This is a genomic window from Rhodococcus sp. OK611, from assembly GCF_003050885.1.
Classification (GTDB): Bacteria; Actinomycetota; Actinomycetes; order Mycobacteriales; family Mycobacteriaceae; genus Rhodococcus_G; species Rhodococcus_G oryzae.
The window spans coordinates 146,495-164,555 of the sequence record NZ_QAOZ01000005.1 but is presented as its reverse complement, the minus strand read 5'-3'; the positions used below and the strand labels follow the sequence as shown (position 1 = coordinate 164,555).

The 18,061-nt window shown below is 69.3% G+C and carries 15 protein-coding genes; 2 read left to right on the top strand and 13 right to left on the bottom strand.

The annotated features are described in order from the left end of the window. Window position 1: 1 nt before the first annotated feature. Window positions 2-916, bottom strand: a complete 915-nt coding sequence (locus C8K38_RS08200; RefSeq protein ID WP_097211043.1) for an SDR family oxidoreductase — start codon at window positions 914-916, stop codon at window positions 2-4. Window positions 917-943: 27 nt separating this feature from the next. Continuing rightward, entirely contained in the window at window positions 944-1,408 is a 465-nt protein-coding gene (locus C8K38_RS08195) for a MarR family winged helix-turn-helix transcriptional regulator (RefSeq protein WP_097211104.1), read from the bottom strand. Window positions 1,409-1,465: 57 nt separating this feature from the next. On the opposite strand from C8K38_RS08195, the gene C8K38_RS08190 reads away from it, so the two are divergent. Further along, window positions 1,466-2,998 carry an MFS transporter gene (locus tag C8K38_RS08190; RefSeq protein ID WP_097211042.1) on the top strand — a complete coding sequence of 511 codons (1,533 nt, stop codon included), beginning with the start codon at window positions 1,466-1,468 and terminating at the stop codon, window positions 2,996-2,998. A 134-nt stretch (window positions 2,999-3,132) separates the two neighbouring features. Further along, on the top strand, window positions 3,133-4,128 hold the full coding sequence (locus C8K38_RS08185) for a DUF6777 domain-containing protein (RefSeq protein WP_257017279.1): 996 nt from the start codon (window positions 3,133-3,135) through the stop codon (window positions 4,126-4,128). Window positions 4,129-4,146: 18 nt separating this feature from the next. Here C8K38_RS08185 and C8K38_RS08180 read toward each other — a convergent pair whose 3' ends face one another. The 11 genes from C8K38_RS08180 to C8K38_RS08130 all read right to left on the bottom strand — a co-directional run bounded on the left by C8K38_RS08180 (window position 4,147) and on the right by C8K38_RS08130 (window position 18,060). Continuing rightward, entirely contained in the window at window positions 4,147-4,902 is a 756-nt protein-coding gene (locus C8K38_RS08180) for a FadR/GntR family transcriptional regulator (RefSeq protein WP_097211040.1), read from the bottom strand. Window positions 4,903-4,990: 88 nt separating this feature from the next. Further along, window positions 4,991-5,728 carry an ABC transporter ATP-binding protein gene (locus C8K38_RS08175; RefSeq protein WP_097211039.1) on the bottom strand — a complete coding sequence of 246 codons (738 nt, stop codon included), beginning with the start codon at window positions 5,726-5,728 and terminating at the stop codon, window positions 4,991-4,993. Continuing rightward, window positions 5,725-8,442: an ABC transporter permease subunit gene (locus C8K38_RS08170; protein WP_097211038.1), complete on the bottom strand. Its 2,718-nt coding sequence runs from the start codon at window positions 8,440-8,442 to the stop codon at window positions 5,725-5,727. Before C8K38_RS08170 ends, C8K38_RS08175 begins: the two co-directional genes overlap by 4 nt. Window positions 8,443-8,469: 27 nt before the next feature. After that, the gene (locus C8K38_RS08165; protein WP_179800490.1) at window positions 8,470-9,693 is read right to left on the bottom strand and encodes an ABC transporter substrate-binding protein; all 1,224 of its coding nucleotides are present in this window, start codon (window positions 9,691-9,693) and stop codon (window positions 8,470-8,472) included. Between the two features lie 203 nt (window positions 9,694-9,896). Next, window positions 9,897-11,855 carry an acetoacetate--CoA ligase gene (locus C8K38_RS08160; RefSeq protein WP_097211036.1) on the bottom strand — a complete coding sequence of 653 codons (1,959 nt, stop codon included), beginning with the start codon at window positions 11,853-11,855 and terminating at the stop codon, window positions 9,897-9,899. Between the two features lie 15 nt (window positions 11,856-11,870). Beyond that, complete coding sequence (locus tag C8K38_RS08155) at window positions 11,871-12,218, bottom strand: carboxymuconolactone decarboxylase family protein (protein ID WP_083742898.1); 348 nt, start codon at window positions 12,216-12,218, stop codon at window positions 11,871-11,873. Between the two features lie 65 nt (window positions 12,219-12,283). Continuing rightward, window positions 12,284-13,480, bottom strand: a complete 1,197-nt coding sequence (locus C8K38_RS08150) for an acetyl-CoA C-acetyltransferase (RefSeq protein ID WP_097211035.1) — start codon at window positions 13,478-13,480, stop codon at window positions 12,284-12,286. A 59-nt stretch (window positions 13,481-13,539) separates the two neighbouring features. Further along, the gene (locus tag C8K38_RS08145) at window positions 13,540-14,376 is read right to left on the bottom strand and encodes an HpcH/HpaI aldolase/citrate lyase family protein (protein WP_097211034.1); all 837 of its coding nucleotides are present in this window, start codon (window positions 14,374-14,376) and stop codon (window positions 13,540-13,542) included. After that, on the bottom strand, window positions 14,373-14,858 hold the full coding sequence (locus tag C8K38_RS08140) for a MaoC family dehydratase (protein ID WP_077040797.1): 486 nt from the start codon (window positions 14,856-14,858) through the stop codon (window positions 14,373-14,375). Before C8K38_RS08140 ends, C8K38_RS08145 begins: the two co-directional genes overlap by 4 nt. After that, entirely contained in the window at window positions 14,855-16,018 is a 1,164-nt protein-coding gene (locus tag C8K38_RS08135) for an acyl-CoA dehydrogenase family protein (RefSeq protein ID WP_097211033.1), read from the bottom strand. Before C8K38_RS08135 ends, C8K38_RS08140 begins: the two co-directional genes overlap by 4 nt. Next, window positions 16,015-18,060 carry an acetyl/propionyl/methylcrotonyl-CoA carboxylase subunit alpha gene (locus tag C8K38_RS08130; protein ID WP_097211103.1) on the bottom strand — a complete coding sequence of 682 codons (2,046 nt, stop codon included), beginning with the start codon at window positions 18,058-18,060 and terminating at the stop codon, window positions 16,015-16,017. The genes C8K38_RS08135 and C8K38_RS08130 overlap by 4 nt, the downstream gene beginning before the upstream one ends. Between the last annotated feature and the right edge of the window lies 1 nt (window position 18,061).

Genomic DNA, 18,061 nt, shown 5'->3' with positions numbered 1-18,061 from the left:
GCTACAGGCCCTGACGCGAGTTCTCGTTGCGCGACTGCCCGGCCATGTCCGAGTTCGGTCGCGCCTCGGCGACCAGCGCCGGGATGACCTCCCCCAGCTCCGCCGGATCCCAACGGGCGTTCTTCGACACCCCGGGGCCCGCCACCCAGGTCTCCGCGACGCTGATCGAACCGCCGTGCACATTGAAGATCCGGCCGGTGATGCCGTCGGACTCCGGCGATCCGAGCCAGACGACGGTCGGCGAGATGTTCGCCGGTGCGGCGGCATCGAAGCCGGTGCGTTCCTTCTCGGCCTCCATCGCAGCGACGAAACCCTCTAGGTCCGCGGTCATCTGGGTGAGAGCGGTGGGGGCGATCGCGTTGACGGTGACGCCGAGCCGGGCCAGCTCGTCGGCGAGGATCACGGTGAACGCCGCGATGCCCGCCTTCGCGGCGCCGTAGTTCGCCTGCCCGATGTTGCCGTACAGGCCCGAGGGCGAGGAGGTGTTGATGATGCGCGGGTGCGCGACAGGGGTGCCCGCCTTGTGCTGCTCCCGCCAGTACGACGCCACGTGCTGCGACGGCGCGAACGTCCCCCGCAGGTGCACGCGCATGACGTCGTCCCACTGATCGACCGTCATGTTGACGAACATCTTGTCGCGGAGGATGCCCGCGTTGTTGACGAGCACGTGCACGGTGCCGAACGTATCGATCGCGCTGCGCACCAGCCGGCCTGCGCCGTCGAAGTCCGAGATGTCGTCCTTGTTCGCGATGGCCTCGCCGCCGAGCGCCTTGATCTCCTCGACGACCGCCTCGGCGGGCCCGAGGTCGTTGACGACGACCTTCGCTCCCTGCCTGGCGAACTCGAGCGCGTGCTCACGGCCGATGCCGCCCGCGGCGCCGGTCACGATCACGACGCGTCCCTCGTTGATGCCCATCCGTGCAACTCCCTCGCAGCTTGTCGGTCAGTCCCTCGGCCAGCTGAGACCCTGTCGGTCCTCGATCTGTTCGTTCAGCCGCCGCAACAAGGTAACCAGATCCCGTCGATCCTTCTCGTCCCAATCGGCGACGAGGGAGTTGATGCCGTCGACGTTGTGCTGCCGGTCGGAACGCAGCGCGCGCAGTCCGCCCTCCGTCGGCCGGAGTTTCCTCGCCGTGCCGCCCTGCGGGTCGGGAATTCTCTCGGCCAGTCCCTGCCGGACGAGCGCGGCGGTCTGCCGGTTGATCGTCGAGACGTCGAGGCCGAACGAGTCCGCCAGCTCCTTCAACGTCATCGGCTCGCCGATCTCGAGGCGACTCAACAACAGATACGCGGATCGGTCGAGCGCCTGCTGTTCCAGCCATCGCTTGGTCACCAGGGTGGTGTGGCGGGCCATCAGCGTGATCTCGCGCTCCAACCCGCGACCCGGGTCGATCTCCTCGGATTCCATCGGGGTCATCCTCGCATCACGCCGCCATACTCCCACCGATTGTGCACGATACATACGATGTGTACCGTACACATCTATTGCTTTCTTCGAACTCGATCAGCGCATAGAACACAAGAGAAGAGGTCCGTCGTGACCATTGCTGCCGACAGCGCGACGCGGCGCACCCGCTCCTCCACCTGGATCCTCGCCACGCTGGCGTTCTCCGGCATCGTGGTCTCGCTCATGCAGACCCTCGTCGTGCCGCTGATCCACATCCTGCCCGAGCTGTTGAACACCTCGGCCTCCACCGCGTCCTGGGTCATCACCTCCACCCTGCTGGCCGCGGCCGTCGTCACGCCGGTCTCGGGCCGCCTCGGCGATATGTTCGGCAAGCGGCGAATGATCCTGGTCAGCATGGCTTTCCTGGTCGCGGGATCGGTGGTGTGCGCGCTGAGCGAGACCGTCCCCCTTGTGATCATCGGCCGCATCCTGCAGGGCGCGGCGACCGGGGCGATCCCGCTCGGCATCAGCATCCTTCGCGACGAATTGCCCGCCGAGAAGGTGGGCGGCGCGATCTCGGTGATGAGTTCGACGATGGGCGTCGGCGGTGCGATCGGCCTGCCGCTGGCCGCGGCGACGGCACAGAACTTCAACTGGCACATGCTGTTCTGGGCATCCGCGGTGCTGGGCGCCCTGGTCGCGATCGCGGTCGCGATCCTGGTCCCCGAGTCATCCGTCCGCAATCCGGGCCGGTTCGACTACCTCGGCGCGGTGGGGCTCGCGGCCGGCCTCGTCTCGCTGTTGTTGGCGATCACCAAGGGCGCCGAGTGGGGCTGGACCAGTGCGACCACCCTCGGGTTGCTCGCCGCGGCCCTCGTCGTGTTCCTGGCGTGGGGGTTCGCCGAGCTGCGCACAGCAGCGCCCCTCGTCAACCTCCGGGTGTCCGCCTCCCGACCGATCCTGCTGACCAACCTGGCCTCGGTCATGACCGGATTCGCCATGTACGCAACGTCGTTGACGGTTCCGCAGCTGCTGCAGTCACCGCCGGAGACCGGCTACGGACTCGGCCAGTCGATGGTCATGGCCGGGCTGTGCATGGCGCCCGCAGGCATCGTGATGATGCTGCTCTCGCCGGTCTCGGCCCGCATCACCAACCGGTACGGCCCGCGGACGACCCTGATGGTCGGCACCGTCGTCATCGCCGTCGGCTACCTGATCGGCGCCGTGCTGATGAACGAGGTCTGGCAGATCGCGCTCGTCTCGACCATCATCGGTGCGGGGATCGGCATCGCGTATGCGGCCATGCCCGCCCTGATCATGCGCTCGGTCCCGCTGCACGAGACGGCGGCCGCGAACGGCCTCAACTCCCTGATGCGGATGGTCGGAACGTCCTTCGCGAGTGCCGTGATGACCGTGGTGCTGGCCAACATGACCATGTCGTTCGGCCCGGCCCTTGTGCCGACGCACCGGGCGTTCGTGGTGACATTCCTGATCGGCGCCGCGGCCGCGTTGCTGGCGCTGCTCATCGCGGCCTTCATCCCGCGTCGGGTCCCCGCGTCCGTCGTTGCCCCCACGCCGGCCGCGGACCTGGAGCCCGAACCGGCTCGCTGAGCACCGCGCCCGAGGTCCCGTAATAGAGCCCGGCCGCCCCACCGAGTGCTTACGATGTGTGCGTGGCCACCGTCATCGCCGGGCAGGCCGCACGGTCTGCCCGACGAAGCACTGTCGCAAGGACCGGTCCACGTGTGGGACACGTGCCGGGTCGATGGCTCGTGGTCGCGTGTGCCGTGGTGGTCGCGGCGTGTTCGAACGGACAGGAGACCCAGCCGCGGCCCCTGGCGCTGGACCGGGTGATCTCCGACGGCCGGTTGCCCTGGACCGACCGCCTGCTACCCCCGCAGATCCCGACGGTCGTCCCGCCCGGTCCGCCCGGCGCCGACCTCCCGAACGCGGACGCAGGCGTCAGCGTCTCAGGCGATCGCGTCGGTCTGTACGGCGGAAGCCTCGACCGGGTCCTGTGCGACCGGGAGCGGCTGGTCGCAGACCTCGAGAGCGATCCGGTCAAGGTGGAGGCCTGGTCCGGCGTGCTCGATGTCGACGACGTGCGGAGCTACGTGCGCACCCTCACGCCCGTGCTGCTGCGCGCGGACACGAGGGTGACCAACCACGGCTACAGCGGACAGCGCGCGACGTCGTATCAGTCGGTCCTCGAAGCCGGGACCATCGTGCTGATCGACGACCACGGAACGCCGCGGGTCCGATGCGCGCGGGGAAGCCCGCTGAGCGATCCGCGCTCGAGTTCGGAGCCTGCCGCGGCGGAGGACGAGTGGCCCGGCTACGACGCCGAGCGACTACTGCTCGTACAACCCGCCCAGCAGCCGATGGCGCAGGTCACGGTCGTGGACCTGACGACCGGCGGCCTCGCGGCCGTACCGATCGGGGCGGGACCCCAGCAGCCGGCGGATCGGCCCGGCGCGCCGCCCCCGATGCCACCCCCGGGCCCGCCCCCGCCGCCTCCGCCCGCGGCACAACTAGAGCCGCTCGCGGTCGCGCCGCCACCCGTCCAGAGACAGGCGCCCGCTCCGGCGCCCGAGCCACCACCACCGGCGCCCGCACCGCCCCCACCCGCGCCGGAACCACCGCCGCCCGCGCCCGCGCCGGTTCCCGCGGCCCCACCCCCACCGCCGCAGATCCAGGTCCAGATACCCGGGCTGCCGCCGCTGGTGATCCAGGTGCCCTGATCCCTACGGTCTACAGAGCTACGACAACACCTCGACGAGGGTCGTCTCGGTGTCGCCGATCATGTACTTCTCGATCGCGTCGAGGTGCTTGCGCCAGAACTCCTGAGCGGCGGTGGCATCGCCCTCGCGCAGCAGCCCGAGCAGCTTGAGATAGGCGCGATGCGCCGCACGGGCGGCGGGACGCTCGTTGCCGCCGCCATGCGAGGCGATGAAGAGGGCGTTGTGTGCATCGATGATGTGCACCAGCATCCCGCCGAGCACCGCGAGCGTCTGGTTTCCGGCGAGGTCGATGAGCGCCTGGTGGACATCGACGTCGTGGCGGGCGAACCCGGCGGAGTCCTCCACGAGGTCGGCACCCGCCTCGATCAGTTCCGCGAAGGTCGCGAGTGCCTCGCCGCGGTTGCCCTCGGCCAACATTCCCACCGCGGACACCTCCAGCGATGCCCGCGCCCGGTACACGTCGATGAGCGGTGTGCCCTGGTACTGCAGCAGCAGGCCGGTGTACCGCGCGGCCACCGATGCGTCGGGCGCCAAGACCCTCGCGCCCCCGTGTGCGCCGCGCAGCACCGTGATGATCGATTCGGATTCGAGGATCCGGAATGCCTCGCGCAGGGTCGGCCGCGACACCCCGAACTGTTCCATGAGCACGGCCTCGTTGGGCAACGGGTCGCCCACGTTGAGTTCGCCGGTGATGATCCGGCGCCGCAGGTTGGCTGCCACCAACTCACCGGCCTTCGGCACCCGGACCACCGTCGACTTCGTTCCGGACGTCACTCGCACCCCTCGCTCCTTTTTGGGTCACGCCCCGCGCTGACCAGGACGGATGACCGACCAAGGGTACAAGAGTTGACCGAATTGCTTGTTAACCACTCTCCCCCGGCTCACCCGACGAGAGATAGGCCCGCTGAACCGCGTCGAGGTCCGCGCCGATCTCGGCGGCCGTCCCCTCCAGCATCACCTGACCGCGGCGCATCACGTACACGCGATCCGCGACCCGCAGGACCTGGCGAACGTGCTGCTCAACCAGCAACACCCCGAGATTCTGGGTGTCCGCGGCCGCCCGCACCACGTCGAGGAGCCGCGCCACGATCTGCGGTGCCAGCCCGAGCGACAGCTCGTCCGCCAACAGCAGCTTCGGGTTCCTGGCCAGCGCCCTTGCCAGGGTGAGCATCTGCTGCTCGCCGCCGGACAACAGGCCGGCCGGTCGCCCGAGCAGCGCGCGCAGTTCCGGGAAGATCGCGCACGCGGCATCGGCCTTGACGCCCGCCAGCCGCAGGTTGTCCGCGGCTGTCAGCCCCATGATCACCGACCGCTCCTCGGTGACATAGCTCAGGCCGCGCCGCGCCAGGGTGGCGAGCGATGCCTTCTTGTCGGAACCGAGCACGGACACTCGGCCCGAGATCGGCGCCAACTCGCCTGCCACCGTCAGCATCGTCGTGGACTTGCCTGCGCCGTTGGCTCCGATCAGCGCCACCACCTCCCCCGAACGCACGGTGATGTCGAGGCCGCGGCACACCACGGTCCCGCCGTAGCCGGCACTGAGGCCCTGGCATTCGAGCACCGTCGTGGACGGCACGGCCTTCTCCTGGGTGGTGGTCATCGTGCTGCCTCCGTCGTGTCGTCTTCTGTGCCCAGGTAGGCGTCGCGAACCGCCGGGCTGGCGGCGATCTCCTCGGGCGTGCCGGCCGCGAGCACCTGGCCGGCTGCGAGCACCACGATCCGGTCACAGGTGGACATCACCAGACCCATGTCGTGTTCGATCAGGAGCACCCCGGCCCCGCGTTGCACGGCCAGGTGCCGAATGGCGACCGCGAGTTCTCGACTCTCTGCGTCGTCCAGTCCGGCCGCCGGCTCGTCGAGCAGGATGACGGAGGGAGCGGAGGCAACGGCGCGGGCGATACCCACCAGCCGGCGCTGGCCGTATGACAGCTCGCTCGGCAGCACGTCCAGGTCGTTCTCCAGCTCGAAGTCCCGCACCACCGCCGATGCACTCGGTGAGAGGGGATGGCGGCCCGGGGTGACGAGGTCGGTGAGCCGGGCGAGCCAGGTGGACTCGTCGGCGCCGGCGTGGATGTTCTCGCCGACCGTGACGTCCTCGAACAGCTCGAGCGACTGGAAGGACCGGCGCAGGCCGCCCTTGGAGCGCCGCGCGGTGGACCAGCCGGTGATGTCCTGGTCCCCCAGCGTGAGCTTGCCGGCCGCGGGGCTGACGAATCCGGTGATGGCGTCGATGACGGTGGTCTTGCCTGCGCCGTTGGGCCCGATCAGGCCCACTACCTGCCCGGGCGCGATGTCGAGGTCGACGCCGTCGACGGCGGTCACACCACCGAACCGGACTGTCAGGCCGCGCACCGTCAGTGGCGTCGGGGTGACCGACCCGGTGGGCGCCTCGTCTGACAGCTCATGTCCACGGCGCTTCTTGCGCGCCAGCACCGCAGCCAGTGCGGGGTTCTTCCGCACCCCGCGGGAGATCATGTCGGCGATGCCGTTCTGGTTGGTGAGCAGGGTGACGATGAGGATCACGCCGCCGAGCAGCGCGGCGATGGCCAAGCCCGACAGCAGCCGGCTGAAGACCGCGCCGGGCGCCATGAGCGAGCCGATGAGGCTACCCGTGACAAACCCGAGGCCGCCGGTCACCGCCTGGACCACGGCGTTGATCGACGCGAACACGTTGAACTCGAGGTAGGTGACGGCGGTGTTGCGCAGGCCGAGGAGGATGCCTGCCACCGCGGCGAGGCCGGACGCGAGCGCGAAGGCGTAGATCTTGACCCCGAACACGCTGATGCCGAGGGAGGCCGCGGCCCGCTCGTTGGTGCGCACGGCGATGAGCCGTCGCCCGGTGCGCGAGCGCCGCAGGTTCGCGACAATCAGACCGCAGACGACCAGCGCCACGAGGCACACCGTCGCCCACCGCTCGGGATGGACACTGGGCGTCACATCGAGTCCGAACAGGCTCAGCTGATGGATCTTCACCGAGCCCTCGAGCTTGTCGCCGGTGAAGGTCGGGTTGTTGAACACCATCTCCTGGATGGTGAACCCGAGTCCGAGGGTGACCACCGCCAGGTTCACACCGCGCGTCCGCAACGCCGGCAGTGCGAACACCACACCGATCGCGATCACCGCCGCCACGCTCACCAGGGCCGCGGGCACCAGTGGCCAGCCGGCCTCGCCGACGAGTCGCGCGGCGAACAGCGCGCCCAGGCCGCCGACGGTGTACTGGGCGAGCGAGAGTTGGCCGGCGAAGCCGGTCAGCACCACGATCGAGAGCAGGAACACCGCCGCGGCCAGGGTCAGTGTCAGCGACCGCAGCCAGTCGCCACCGCCCAGGATGATGCCCACGGCCACCAGGATCCCGAGGACGACGAGCGGCCAGCGGATCTCGCCGGAACCGAGCTTGGGCAGCCGCTCTGAGACATGGCTGCGCAACGGCAGCCCCTTCCCCCGCACCACCAGCACCACCAGGATCACCAGGAACGGCACAGCCCGGTTGACGCCGGTGAGCGTTTCCATCCCGAGCAGATCCCGCAGGTCGTCCTGGTACAGGACGACCAGGCTCTCACCCACGCCGAGCAGCAGGCCGCCGATCAGGGTCAGGGGGAAGGAACGGAAGCCGCCGAGCAGCGCCGCGGCCAGCGCCGAGACCGTCACGATCACCACGAAGGCCGACGGGGTGAGCCCGGTCAGGGGCGCCACCATGATGCCGGCCGCACCGGCAAGGGCGCCGCCGACGGTCCAGGTCAGTGTGGCGAGCCGCTGCGGCGACCAGCCGAGCGCGGCGGCGGCCCGCTCGTTCTCGGCGGACGCGGTGATTGCCAGGCCCACCCGGGTGAAGTTGGTCCACGCCCATAGCGCAGCCGTCGACAGGATCGCGATACCCAGCAGGATCATCCGATCCTGCTGCACCACAACGCCTCCCCAGCGATACGCCTCGTCGGGCAGGAAGGTCTTCACCCGGATCGACGTACTGCCGTAGTACTGCTGCACCCCCGCCTGCAGGATCACCATCAGGCCGAGGGTGGCGGCCAGCCGGACGATCGGCGCGGCGTTGGCGAGCCACCGCAACACCAGCAGCTGAAATGCCAAGCCGATCAGTCCGGCCACCACGACCGCCACCAGGAAGGCCGGCAGCAGCCCCCAGTGTTGGTCGTGCCGAAGGGTTTCCAGGCATATGTAGGCCCCCACCATGGCGATCGCGCCCTGGGCGAAGTTCACCACTCCGGATCCGCGGTAAACCAGCACGATGCCCTGCGCCAGGAGCGCGTAGGCGGAGCCCGCTCCCAGGCCGAGAATCGCGAACTGCAAGAACTCAGTCATTCGTCAATCTCCATGGTGGGGCGTGAACTAGGCGGTGGGGGTGCGCAGGTCGTACTGCGTGGGATCGGTGACAAGCACGTCACCGTCGAACGACATCTTGTACATCATCGAGTTCGAGATCCGCGGGAAGATCCCGAACTGCTCCACCGCTCCCGGAGTCCAGGCCGGGATCAGGCCGGCCATGTCGATGTCCTTGGCGTTCTCGAATCCCTTCCAGATGTCCGCGGCGTCGATCGTCCGGTTCTTTGCCACCTCGCCGAACGCGCGCACCGACAACCACGGGTTCACCGCATCGCCGGTGAGGTTCTGCAGCTCGAGCTCCTCCTTGCCGGACTTGTCCATGTCCGCCAGGAAGTCCTTGAGGCCGGGGAAGTCCTCGGTGCTCGACGAGGGCGCGGGGGTCGGGCTGGTGTACGTCGAGCTGGTGGCGAAGGTGCCGAGGTCCTGCAGGTCGGCCTGGGTGAAGCCCGCCGTCCCCAGCGCGAAGGTCAGCTTCGACCCGAGCTGCTCGAACGCCTGGGCGATCGGGTTGGCGTCGGTGGCGCCCAGCGCCATGATCACGCCCTGTGCGTCATTGCGCTCGGCCGCGGCGATGAACTGGGTGTAGTCGGTCGCGCCCGCGCCCACCGCCACGTCGTTGACGATCTCGGCGCCCTTCGCCTGTACCGCCGGGGTCAGCAGGCCGACCAGCTGCGCGGTGACCGGCAGGTCGGGACGCATCAGGGAAAGCTTGGTCTTGCCCTGCGCCACCAGGATGTCGATCATCCCGTACAGGTTGAGCAGCGAGCCGGAGAACGGGGTGTAGACATTCGTGGCGGTGAAGTCCGCCATGTTCACCGGGTTCAGCCCGACCCGGGCGATGCCGGCGTCGAACAGGATCTTCGACGTCGCCTCGGACGAGGCCGGCGTGAAGTCTGCGAGGGTCGCGACTGCCCCCTCGGAGACCATCTTGTTCGCGCAGTCGACCTCCTTGTTCGGATCGCCCATGGAGTCGCACTGCAGCAGTTCGAGCGGGCGTCCGTTCACGCCGCCCCGCTCGTTGAATGCGTCGACCGACGCGACCGTGCTCGCGGCGTAGGTGGCGGATCCGAGGCCCGGCGCCTCGATGGGCACGATCTGACCGACCTTGATCGGATCACCGGTCGCGGCGTTGTCGGCCGCGTCTGCGCCGCTGTCGCTGCTACAGCCCGCGGCGAGCAGGCTTGCGGTCGCGAGAGCGGCGATCGCGGGGGCGATTCTCTTGAAGTTCACGGCGCGTCCTTTGCATGTGGGCAGCTTCCATCTCGGACGCCAACGCAGTTCCACCCCGTTGAACTGCGGTTACCCGCTCGCCCTCCGTCGCGGAACCGCGCTGCCGCCCGCCTTGGCTGCAGCGTATGGGAACGCGATGCAAAATATGGCGAACTTCACAAAAATTCAGTTACATGATGAGACGCAATTATCTCCCGCCCAGGTCAGGGCCTCTGCTGGAGATACCAGTCGATCAGCTCGGGGGCGTCGATCGCGCTCCGATCGAGGATCCGGTCCGCGTCGGCGCCCTGGAACATCCGCTTGATCGGCACCTCCAGCTTCTTGCCGGTGCGGGTGTGCGGGACACCGGGCGCCGCGATGATCTCGTCGGGCACGTGCCGCGGCGACGCCTGCTCGCGGATCGTCGACTTGATCCGATCCTCGAGCGCGCCGTCGAGCACCGCCCCGTCCGCGAGCACAACGAACAGGGGCATCCAATACCCGCCGTCCGGCTGCTCGGCCCCGATGACGAGCGCCTCGGCGATCTCGGGCAGGCGTTCGACGGCCTGATAGATGTCGGCGCTGCCCATCCGGATCCCGTTGCGGTTGAGCGTCGAGTCCGAGCGGCCGTGCATCAGCACGCTTCCCCGCTCGGTGATGGTGATCCAGTCGCCGTGCCGCCACACTCCGGGGAAGTCGTCGAAGTACGCGTCGTGGTAGCGCTTTCCGTCGGGGTCGTTCCAGAATCGGATCGGCATGGACGGCATCGGCTTGGTGATGACCAGTTCCCCCACATCACCACGGATGGGCACGCCGCCCTCGTCGTAGGCCTCGAGCGCGACACCGAGGAAGGGCGCGGACAGTTCGCCCGGCCAGACCGGGACGGTGCGCGCGCCGCCGATGAATGCGGAGACCACGTCGGTGCCACCGGTGATGGAAGCCACCGGCACACCGACGTTCTCGGCGATCCAGAGCGAGGAGGACGCCGGCAGTGTCGATCCGGTGATCCCCACCGTGCGCAGCGCACTCAGGTCGTGGTCGCGACGCGGGACCACGCCCGCCTTCGCGCAGGCGAGCACGTAGCCCGGACTGGTGCCGAGCACGGTGGCCCGGTGCCGCGCGGTGAGCGCCCACAGCGAATCGACGTCCGGGTACCCGGGGTTGCCGTCGAAGCAGACGATGGTGGCACCGACCAGCAGTCCGGCGATCTGGAAGTTCCACATCATCCAGCTCGGGCTGGTGTACCAGAAGAAGGTGTCCTCGGGCCCGATGTCCATCTGCAGGGCAACCGATTTCAGGTGCTCGAGGAGCACACCGCCGTGCCCGTGCACGATCCCCTTCGGCAGGCCGGTGGTGCCCGAGGAGAACACCACCCAGAGCGGATGGTCGAAGTCGACGCCCACCGGTTCGAGCGGCGCCTCGCCCGCGGTCGCCGCGGCCCAGGACAGGACTCCCTCGGGCTCACCGGACTGGGAACCTGGGTCCGCACCGAGCCGCCGCACCAGCACGGTCGTCGTCAGGCTCGGCATCCCGGCCCGCAGTTCCGCGATCGAGTCGCGGCGGTCGTGCAGCTTGCCGCCGAAGCGGTAGCCGTCCGCGGTGATCAGCACCGACGGTTCGAGCTGGCCCAGCCGGTCCAAGGCGGCGGGGGCCGAGTAGTCCTGGCCGCAGGCCGCCCAGATCGCGCCGAGGCTCGCCGTCGCGAGGAAGGCCACGACGGTCTCCGGGATGTTCGGCAGGTAGCCGACCACCCGGTCGCCCGGACCGACGCCGTTCGCCCGCAGGGTCGCGGCCAGCGCACCCGCCTGCCTGCGCAGCTCCGCCCAGGACATGGTGACGTCCTCGGCGGCCGTCTCACCGGAGTAGACGATGGCGGGCCGGTCCGAGCGCTCGTTGCGCAGCACCTGGTCGACGTAGTTGAGCCGGACCCCGGGGAACCACACCGCACCGGGCATCCGGTCCTGCGCGAGCACCTCGCCGACCGGCGTCGCGGACCTGAGCCCGAAGTAGTCCCAGACCGACCGCCAGAAATCGTCGAGATGCTCGACCGACCATCGCCAGAGCGAGTGGTAGTCGGGCACGGACACCGAGTACTCCCGCTCCACCCATGAGGCGAAATCGGTGATCCGGGCGTTCCGCACGTCGTCGCGTGTCGGTTCCCACTGCGGCTGAAGCGATTCCATGCGGTTCGTCCTCTCTCAGTCAGTCTGTTTCGGCCCGAGGTCCTCGGTGAGGACCTCCTGCACCACGCGCATCGCGGCGAGCGCGGCAGGCGCGCCGCAGTACCCGCTGGTGTGGATGATCGCCTCGGTGATCTCCTCGCGGCTCAGGCCGTTCCGGAGTGCACCGCGGACGTGCCCGCGCAGCTCCGATTCCGCGCGCAGCGCCGTCAGCATGCCCAGGTTCAGCAGGCTGCGGTCCCGCCGGCTCAGACCGTCGCGGGTCCAGACCGAACCCCATACCGTCTCGGTGATGTGCCGCTGGATCGCCTCGCTGTCGGTGCCGAGGTCGCGGGTCAACGCGCGATCGACGAAGTCGTCGCCCATCACCTCACGCCGGACGGCGAGGCCGGCGTCGAACCTGCCGTCGCCCTCCCCTTGGCCCTGGCCTGTCACTTCTTCGGGACCCGGATGATCAGGGCGTCACCCTGACCGCCGCCGCCGCACAGCGCGGCCGCACCGACGCCACCGCCGCGACGCTCCAGTTCCAGCGCCAGGTGCAGCGCGATCCGCGCACCGGACATGCCGAGCGGATGTCCGACGGCGATCGCACCGCCGTTCACGTTGACCTTGGCCGGGTCCAGACCGAGCTCGCGAGTGGACGCGATGCCGACGGCCGCGAAGGCCTCGTTGATCTCGACGAGGTCGAGATCGGTTGGTGCGATGCCCTCCTTCGCGCAGGCCTTGGCGATCGCGCGTGCGGGCTGCGACTGCAGGGTGGAGTCGGGGCCGGCCACCACGCCGTGCGCGCCGATCTCGGCGATCCAGCTCAGGCCCAGCTCCTGCGCCTTGGCCTTGCTCATCACGACCACGGCGGCGGCGCCGTCGGAGATCGGCGAGGCCGAGCCGGCGGTGATCGTGCCGTCCTTGCTGAACGCAGGGCGCAGCGTGCTCAGCGACTCGACGGTGGTGTCGGCCCGGATGCCCTCATCCTCGGCGAAGACGATCGGATCGCCCTTGCGCTGCGGGATCTCCACCGGCACGACCTCGTTGTCGAACAGGCCGTTCTTCCAGGCGCGCGCGGCGTTCTGGTGCGAGGCCGCCGCGAACGCGTCCTGCTCCTCGCGGGTGATGTGGGTGGCTTCCTGCTGGTTGACCTGCTCGGTCAGCAGCCCCATCGCCTGGTCGGTGAAGATGTCGTGCAGGCCGTCGTACGCCATGTGGTCACGCATGGTCACGTCGCCGTACTTGAAGCCCTCACGGCTCTTCTCCAGCATGTGCGGTGCGCGGCTCATCGACTCCTGGCCACCGGCGACCACGATGTCGAACTCGCCCGCGCGGATCAGCTGGTCGGCCAGCGCGATCGCGTCGACACCAGAGAGACACACCTTGTTGATCGACAGGGCGGGCACGTCCATCGGGATGCCCGCGGCGACGGCCGCCTGGCGCGCGGGCATCTGACCGGCGCCCGCGGTGAGCACCTGGCCCATGATCACGTACTCGACACTCTCGGGCGCGACGCCCGCCTTCTCCAGCGCGCCCTTGATGGCGATGCCACCGAGATCGGACCCGGAGAAGCCCTTCAGCGAACCGAGGAGCCGACCCATCGGGGTACGGGCTCCGGCGACGATGACAGTGGACTCGGACATCAGCTTGCTGTTCCCTTCACATTTCTCAGCCACTTCGGATTTCTCGGCGACTGAACTGTTCACAACGATTCACTCCGGCGGACGATCGCCTCCGCGTGCCGAAGCACCGGCGCGTCCACCATCTTCCCCTCGAAGGCGAAGACCCCGCGCTCCTCGGACACCGCGGCGAGCACCCTGCGCGCCCAGGCGAGGTCCTCCGCGCTCGGTTCGTAGGCGGCCCGGATCACCGCGACCTGGCTCGGATGGATTGCCACCTTGGCGTCGAACCCGACCGCGACCGCGTCGAGGGACTCCGCGCGCAGACCATCGAGGTCTTTGATGTCGAGGTAGACCGAGTCCAGCGCGAACCTGGCGTGTGCCTTGGCCGCCAGCAGTGAGCCGGAGCGCACGTGCCTGGCCACATCGCGATAGGAGCCGTCGGTGTGGCGGCTGGCGTTCCCACCGAGCGCCGCGACCAGGTCCTCCGCACCCCACATCACCCCGATCGCGTTCGCGACCTGTGCGGACTCGGCAACCGTCAGGGCGCCGAGCGGGGACTCGATCAGGGCGATCACCTGGCGCGGGGCGAGGGAGCGCACCTGTTCCGCCGACTCGCACTTGGGCAGCATCACCCTCGGGTAGCGGGTCTGTAGCAGCGCCTCCAGGTCGAGCGCCTGGTCCTCGGTGCCCGCCGCGTTGATCCGCACCACGGTGCGCTCGGGGTCGAGCGGGGTGTCGATCAGCGCGCGACGTGCGGCCGCCTTGTCCGCGGGGGCGACGCCGTCCTCGAGGTCGAGGATGACGACGTCCGCGGCGGCCGCGGCCTTCGCGTAGCGCTCCGGCCGATCCGCTGGGCAGAAGAGCCAGGCTGGGCCGGGCGGTGTCCACCCCGAGGAGTGACCGGAGTTCGCTGTCATGACGGCCTCTTCCTGACCAGCGTCTTGCGCACCGCGATCGCCACCACGTCGCCGTGCTGGTTCCGCGCGGTGTGCGCCAGGGTGATGATGCCCTCGCCTGGCCTGCTCTTCGACTCCCGCTTGTCGGTGATCACCGTCTCGGCGTACATGGTGTCGCCGTGGAAGAGCGGCTTGGGGAAGGAGATCTCGGAGAACCCGAGGTTCGCGACGATCGTCCCCTGGGTGAGCTGGGCGACCGACAGGCCGACCAGGGTGGACAGCGTGAACATCGAGTTCACCAGCCGCTGGTTGAACGGCGGCAACTGCTCGCTGAACGCGGCGTCCAGGTGCAGCGCCTGAGTGTTCATCGTCAGCGTGGTGAACAGGACGTTGTCCGCCTCGGTGATGGTGCGACCGGGGCGGTGCTCGTAGACGACGTCGGTCTCGAACTCCTCGAACCAGAGCCCGCGCTGGACGACCCTCTTGCGGTCGGGCTGGCTCACAGCCCGGCCTCGCGCGCGATCAGCATCAGCTGCACCTCGGTGGTGCCCTCGCCGATCTCGAGGATCTTGCTGTCCCGGTAGTGCCGGGCGACCGGGTACTCGTTCATGAAGCCGTAGCCGCCGAAGATCTGGGTGGCGTCGCGGGCGTTGTCCATCGCGGCCTCGCTGGCGACCAGCTTGGCGATGGAGGCCTGCTTCTTGAAGGGCTTGCCCGCCAGCATGAGTGCGGCCGCGTCGTAGTACGCGGTGCGGGCGACGTGCGCGCGCACCTCCATCCGCGCGATCTTGAAGGCGATGGCCTGGTTGGCGCCGATCGGCTTGCCGAACGCCTCGCGCTCCTTGGCGTACTTGACCGACTCGTCCACGCAGCCCTGCGCCGCACCGACGCTCAGCGCCGCGATCGCGATCCGACCCTCGTCGAGGATGCGCAGGAAGTTCGCATACCCACGCCCGCGCTCGCCCAGCAAGTTCTCCTGGGGCACCCGAACATCCTGGAAGGTCAGCGGGTGGGTGTCGGAGGCGTTCCAGCCGACCTTGTTGTACGCCGGCTCCGCGGTGAATCCCGGCGTGGAGGTCGGCACCAGGATGGTGGAGATCTCCTTCTTCCCGTTCTCCTTCTCGCCCGTGACCGCGGTGACGGTGACCAGGCGGGTGATGTCGGTGCCGGAGTTGGTGATGAACTGCTTGTTGCCGTTGATGATCCAGTCGCCGCCGTCTTCCTTCGCGGTGGTCCTGGTGCCCCCTGCGTCGCTGCCCGCTCCCGGCTCGGTGAGGCCGAACGCGGCCAGCGCCTTGCCGCTCGTGAGCTGCGGCAGCCACTCCTGCTTCTGCGCCTCGTTGCCGAAACGGTAGATCGGCATCGCGCCGAGCGAGACGCCCGCTTCCAGGGTGATGGCCACGGACTGGTCGACCTTGCCGAGCTCCTCGAGGGCGAGGCACAGCGCGAAGTAGTCGCCGCCCTGTCCGCCGTACTCCTCGGAGAACGGCAGGCCGAACAGGCCAAGCTCGGCCATTCCCGCGACGACCTCGTACGGGAAGGTGTGGTTCGCGTCGTGCTCGGCGGCGACCGGCGCGACGACGGTCTGCGCGAAGTCGCGGACCACCTTCGCGAGCTGCTGGTACTCGTCGGGCAGCGATCCGGAGGAGAGGTAATCGGTCATGACGCGGCGCCCTTCGTTGTCGTCTCTGCGAGTTCGGGTTGTCCTGAGTTATCGGAAGTTTCGGATGCATGTGGGATCACGCGAGCGAGGATCTGGTCGACCTTCACCTGGTCGCCCGCCGCGACGAGCAACTCGACGGTGCCGTCGATGGGCGAGGTCAGCGAGTGCTCCATCTTCATCGCCTCGACCACGACCACCGCGGTGCCCGCGGCGACGGTCGCGCCGTGCTCCACGCCGACCGCGATGACCGCGCCCGGCATCGGGCTGGTGATCTCGGCCTCCCCCGCGTGCGCGTCACCCGTGCGGACACTGACCTCCCGAACCTCGCGAAGGACCGCGGTCCCGTCGGTGCCCGAGAGCCAGATGTGACCGTCGTGGGCGGCCACCAGGTAGCTCGCCCGCAATCCGTCCACCGCGACGGACAGCGTGGAACCGTCCAATGATGCGGTCAGCCTTCGTGTTTCGCCATCCTCCATCGACACCAGCGCGTCGCCGGGCGTACCGATGATCCGCACGTGGTCGGTGCGGGCAGGCGAGGCGAGCCGGATGCTGGTCGGCGCCGGGGTACCGACCCGCCAGCCGGTCGGTCGCTCCCACAGGTCGGCCTCGGTGCCCTGGGGCCAGCGCGTCAGCCACCGGTAGGCGCCCGCCGCGATGAACTGCGCATCCGAGGCGTCGGCCGCGACATAGTCCTCGAGCCTGCGGTCGAGCAGACCGGTGTCGAGGCGGCCCGCGACGACGTCCGGGTCCGCGAGCAGGAACCGCGCGAAGTCGATGTTGGTGACCACACCGAGCACCGCGGTGTCGGCGAGCGCCCGGTCGAGCTTGCGCAGCGCCCCGGCGCGGTCGGCGGCGTGCGCGATGACCTTCGACAGCATCGGGTCGTAGTCGCTGCCGACCTCGGTTCCCGCCCGCAGGCCCGAATCGATCCGGATACCGGGGCCGGACGGCTCCACGACGTCGAGGACCAGTCCGCCCGTCGGCAGGAAGCCGCGGGCGGGGTCCTCGGCGTAGACGCGGGCCTCGATGGCATGGCCGGTCATGGTGATCTCGTCCTGGGAGATGCCGAGCTTCTCGCCTGCGGCAACCCGGACCTGCCACTCGACCAGATCGAGCCCGGTGACCATCTCGGTGACCGGGTGCTCCACCTGCAGGCGCGTGTTCATCTCCATGAAGAAGAACTCGTCGGGGCGGTCCGCGGAGACGATGAACTCCACAGTGCCCGCGCCGGTGTAGTCGACGCTCCGCGCGGTGTTGCAGGCCGCCTCGCCGATCCGGGCGCGGGTGGCCTCGTCGAGCAGCGGCGACGGCGCCTCCTCGATGACCTTCTGGTGACGACGCTGCAGGCTGCACTCGCGCTCGCCGAGGTGTACGACGTTGCCGTGGGTGTCGGCGAGGATCTGCACCTCGATGTGCCGGGGGCGCAGCACGAACCGCTCGAGGAACAGGGTGTCGTCGCCGAAGGCGGAGGCGGCCTCTCGGCGCGCGCTGGCCAGCGCGTCGGCGAGCTTGTCCGGCTCCTCGACCAGCCGCATGCCCTTGCCGCCGCCGCCCGCGGACGGCTTCACGAGAACCGGGTACCCGATGTCCACGGCCGCGGCGATCAGCTCGGCGTCGGTCAGTCCGGGCCTGGCGATGCCGGGCACCACAGGGACGTCGAACTCGGCCACCGCGTTCTTGGCGGTGATCTTGTCGCCCATCACCTCGATGGCCCGGGCGGAGGGCCCGAGGAAGGCGATGCCCGCGTCCTCGAGGGCGGCCGCGAAGGCCGCGTTCTCAGAGAGGAATCCGTAGCCGGGGTGCACCGCCTGGGCACCCGTCCGCTTCGCCGCGTCGACCACCTTGACGATGTCGAGGTAGCTCTCGCGCGCCGCCGCGGGGCCGAGCAGGACCGCGGTGTCGGCCTCGCGCACGTGTCGCGCGCCTGCGTCCGCCTCGCTGTACACCGCCACCGAGCGGATGCCCATGGCACGCAGGGTGCGGATGACGCGGACCGCGATCTCGCCGCGGTTGGCGACGAGAACGGTGGAAAATTCAGTCATC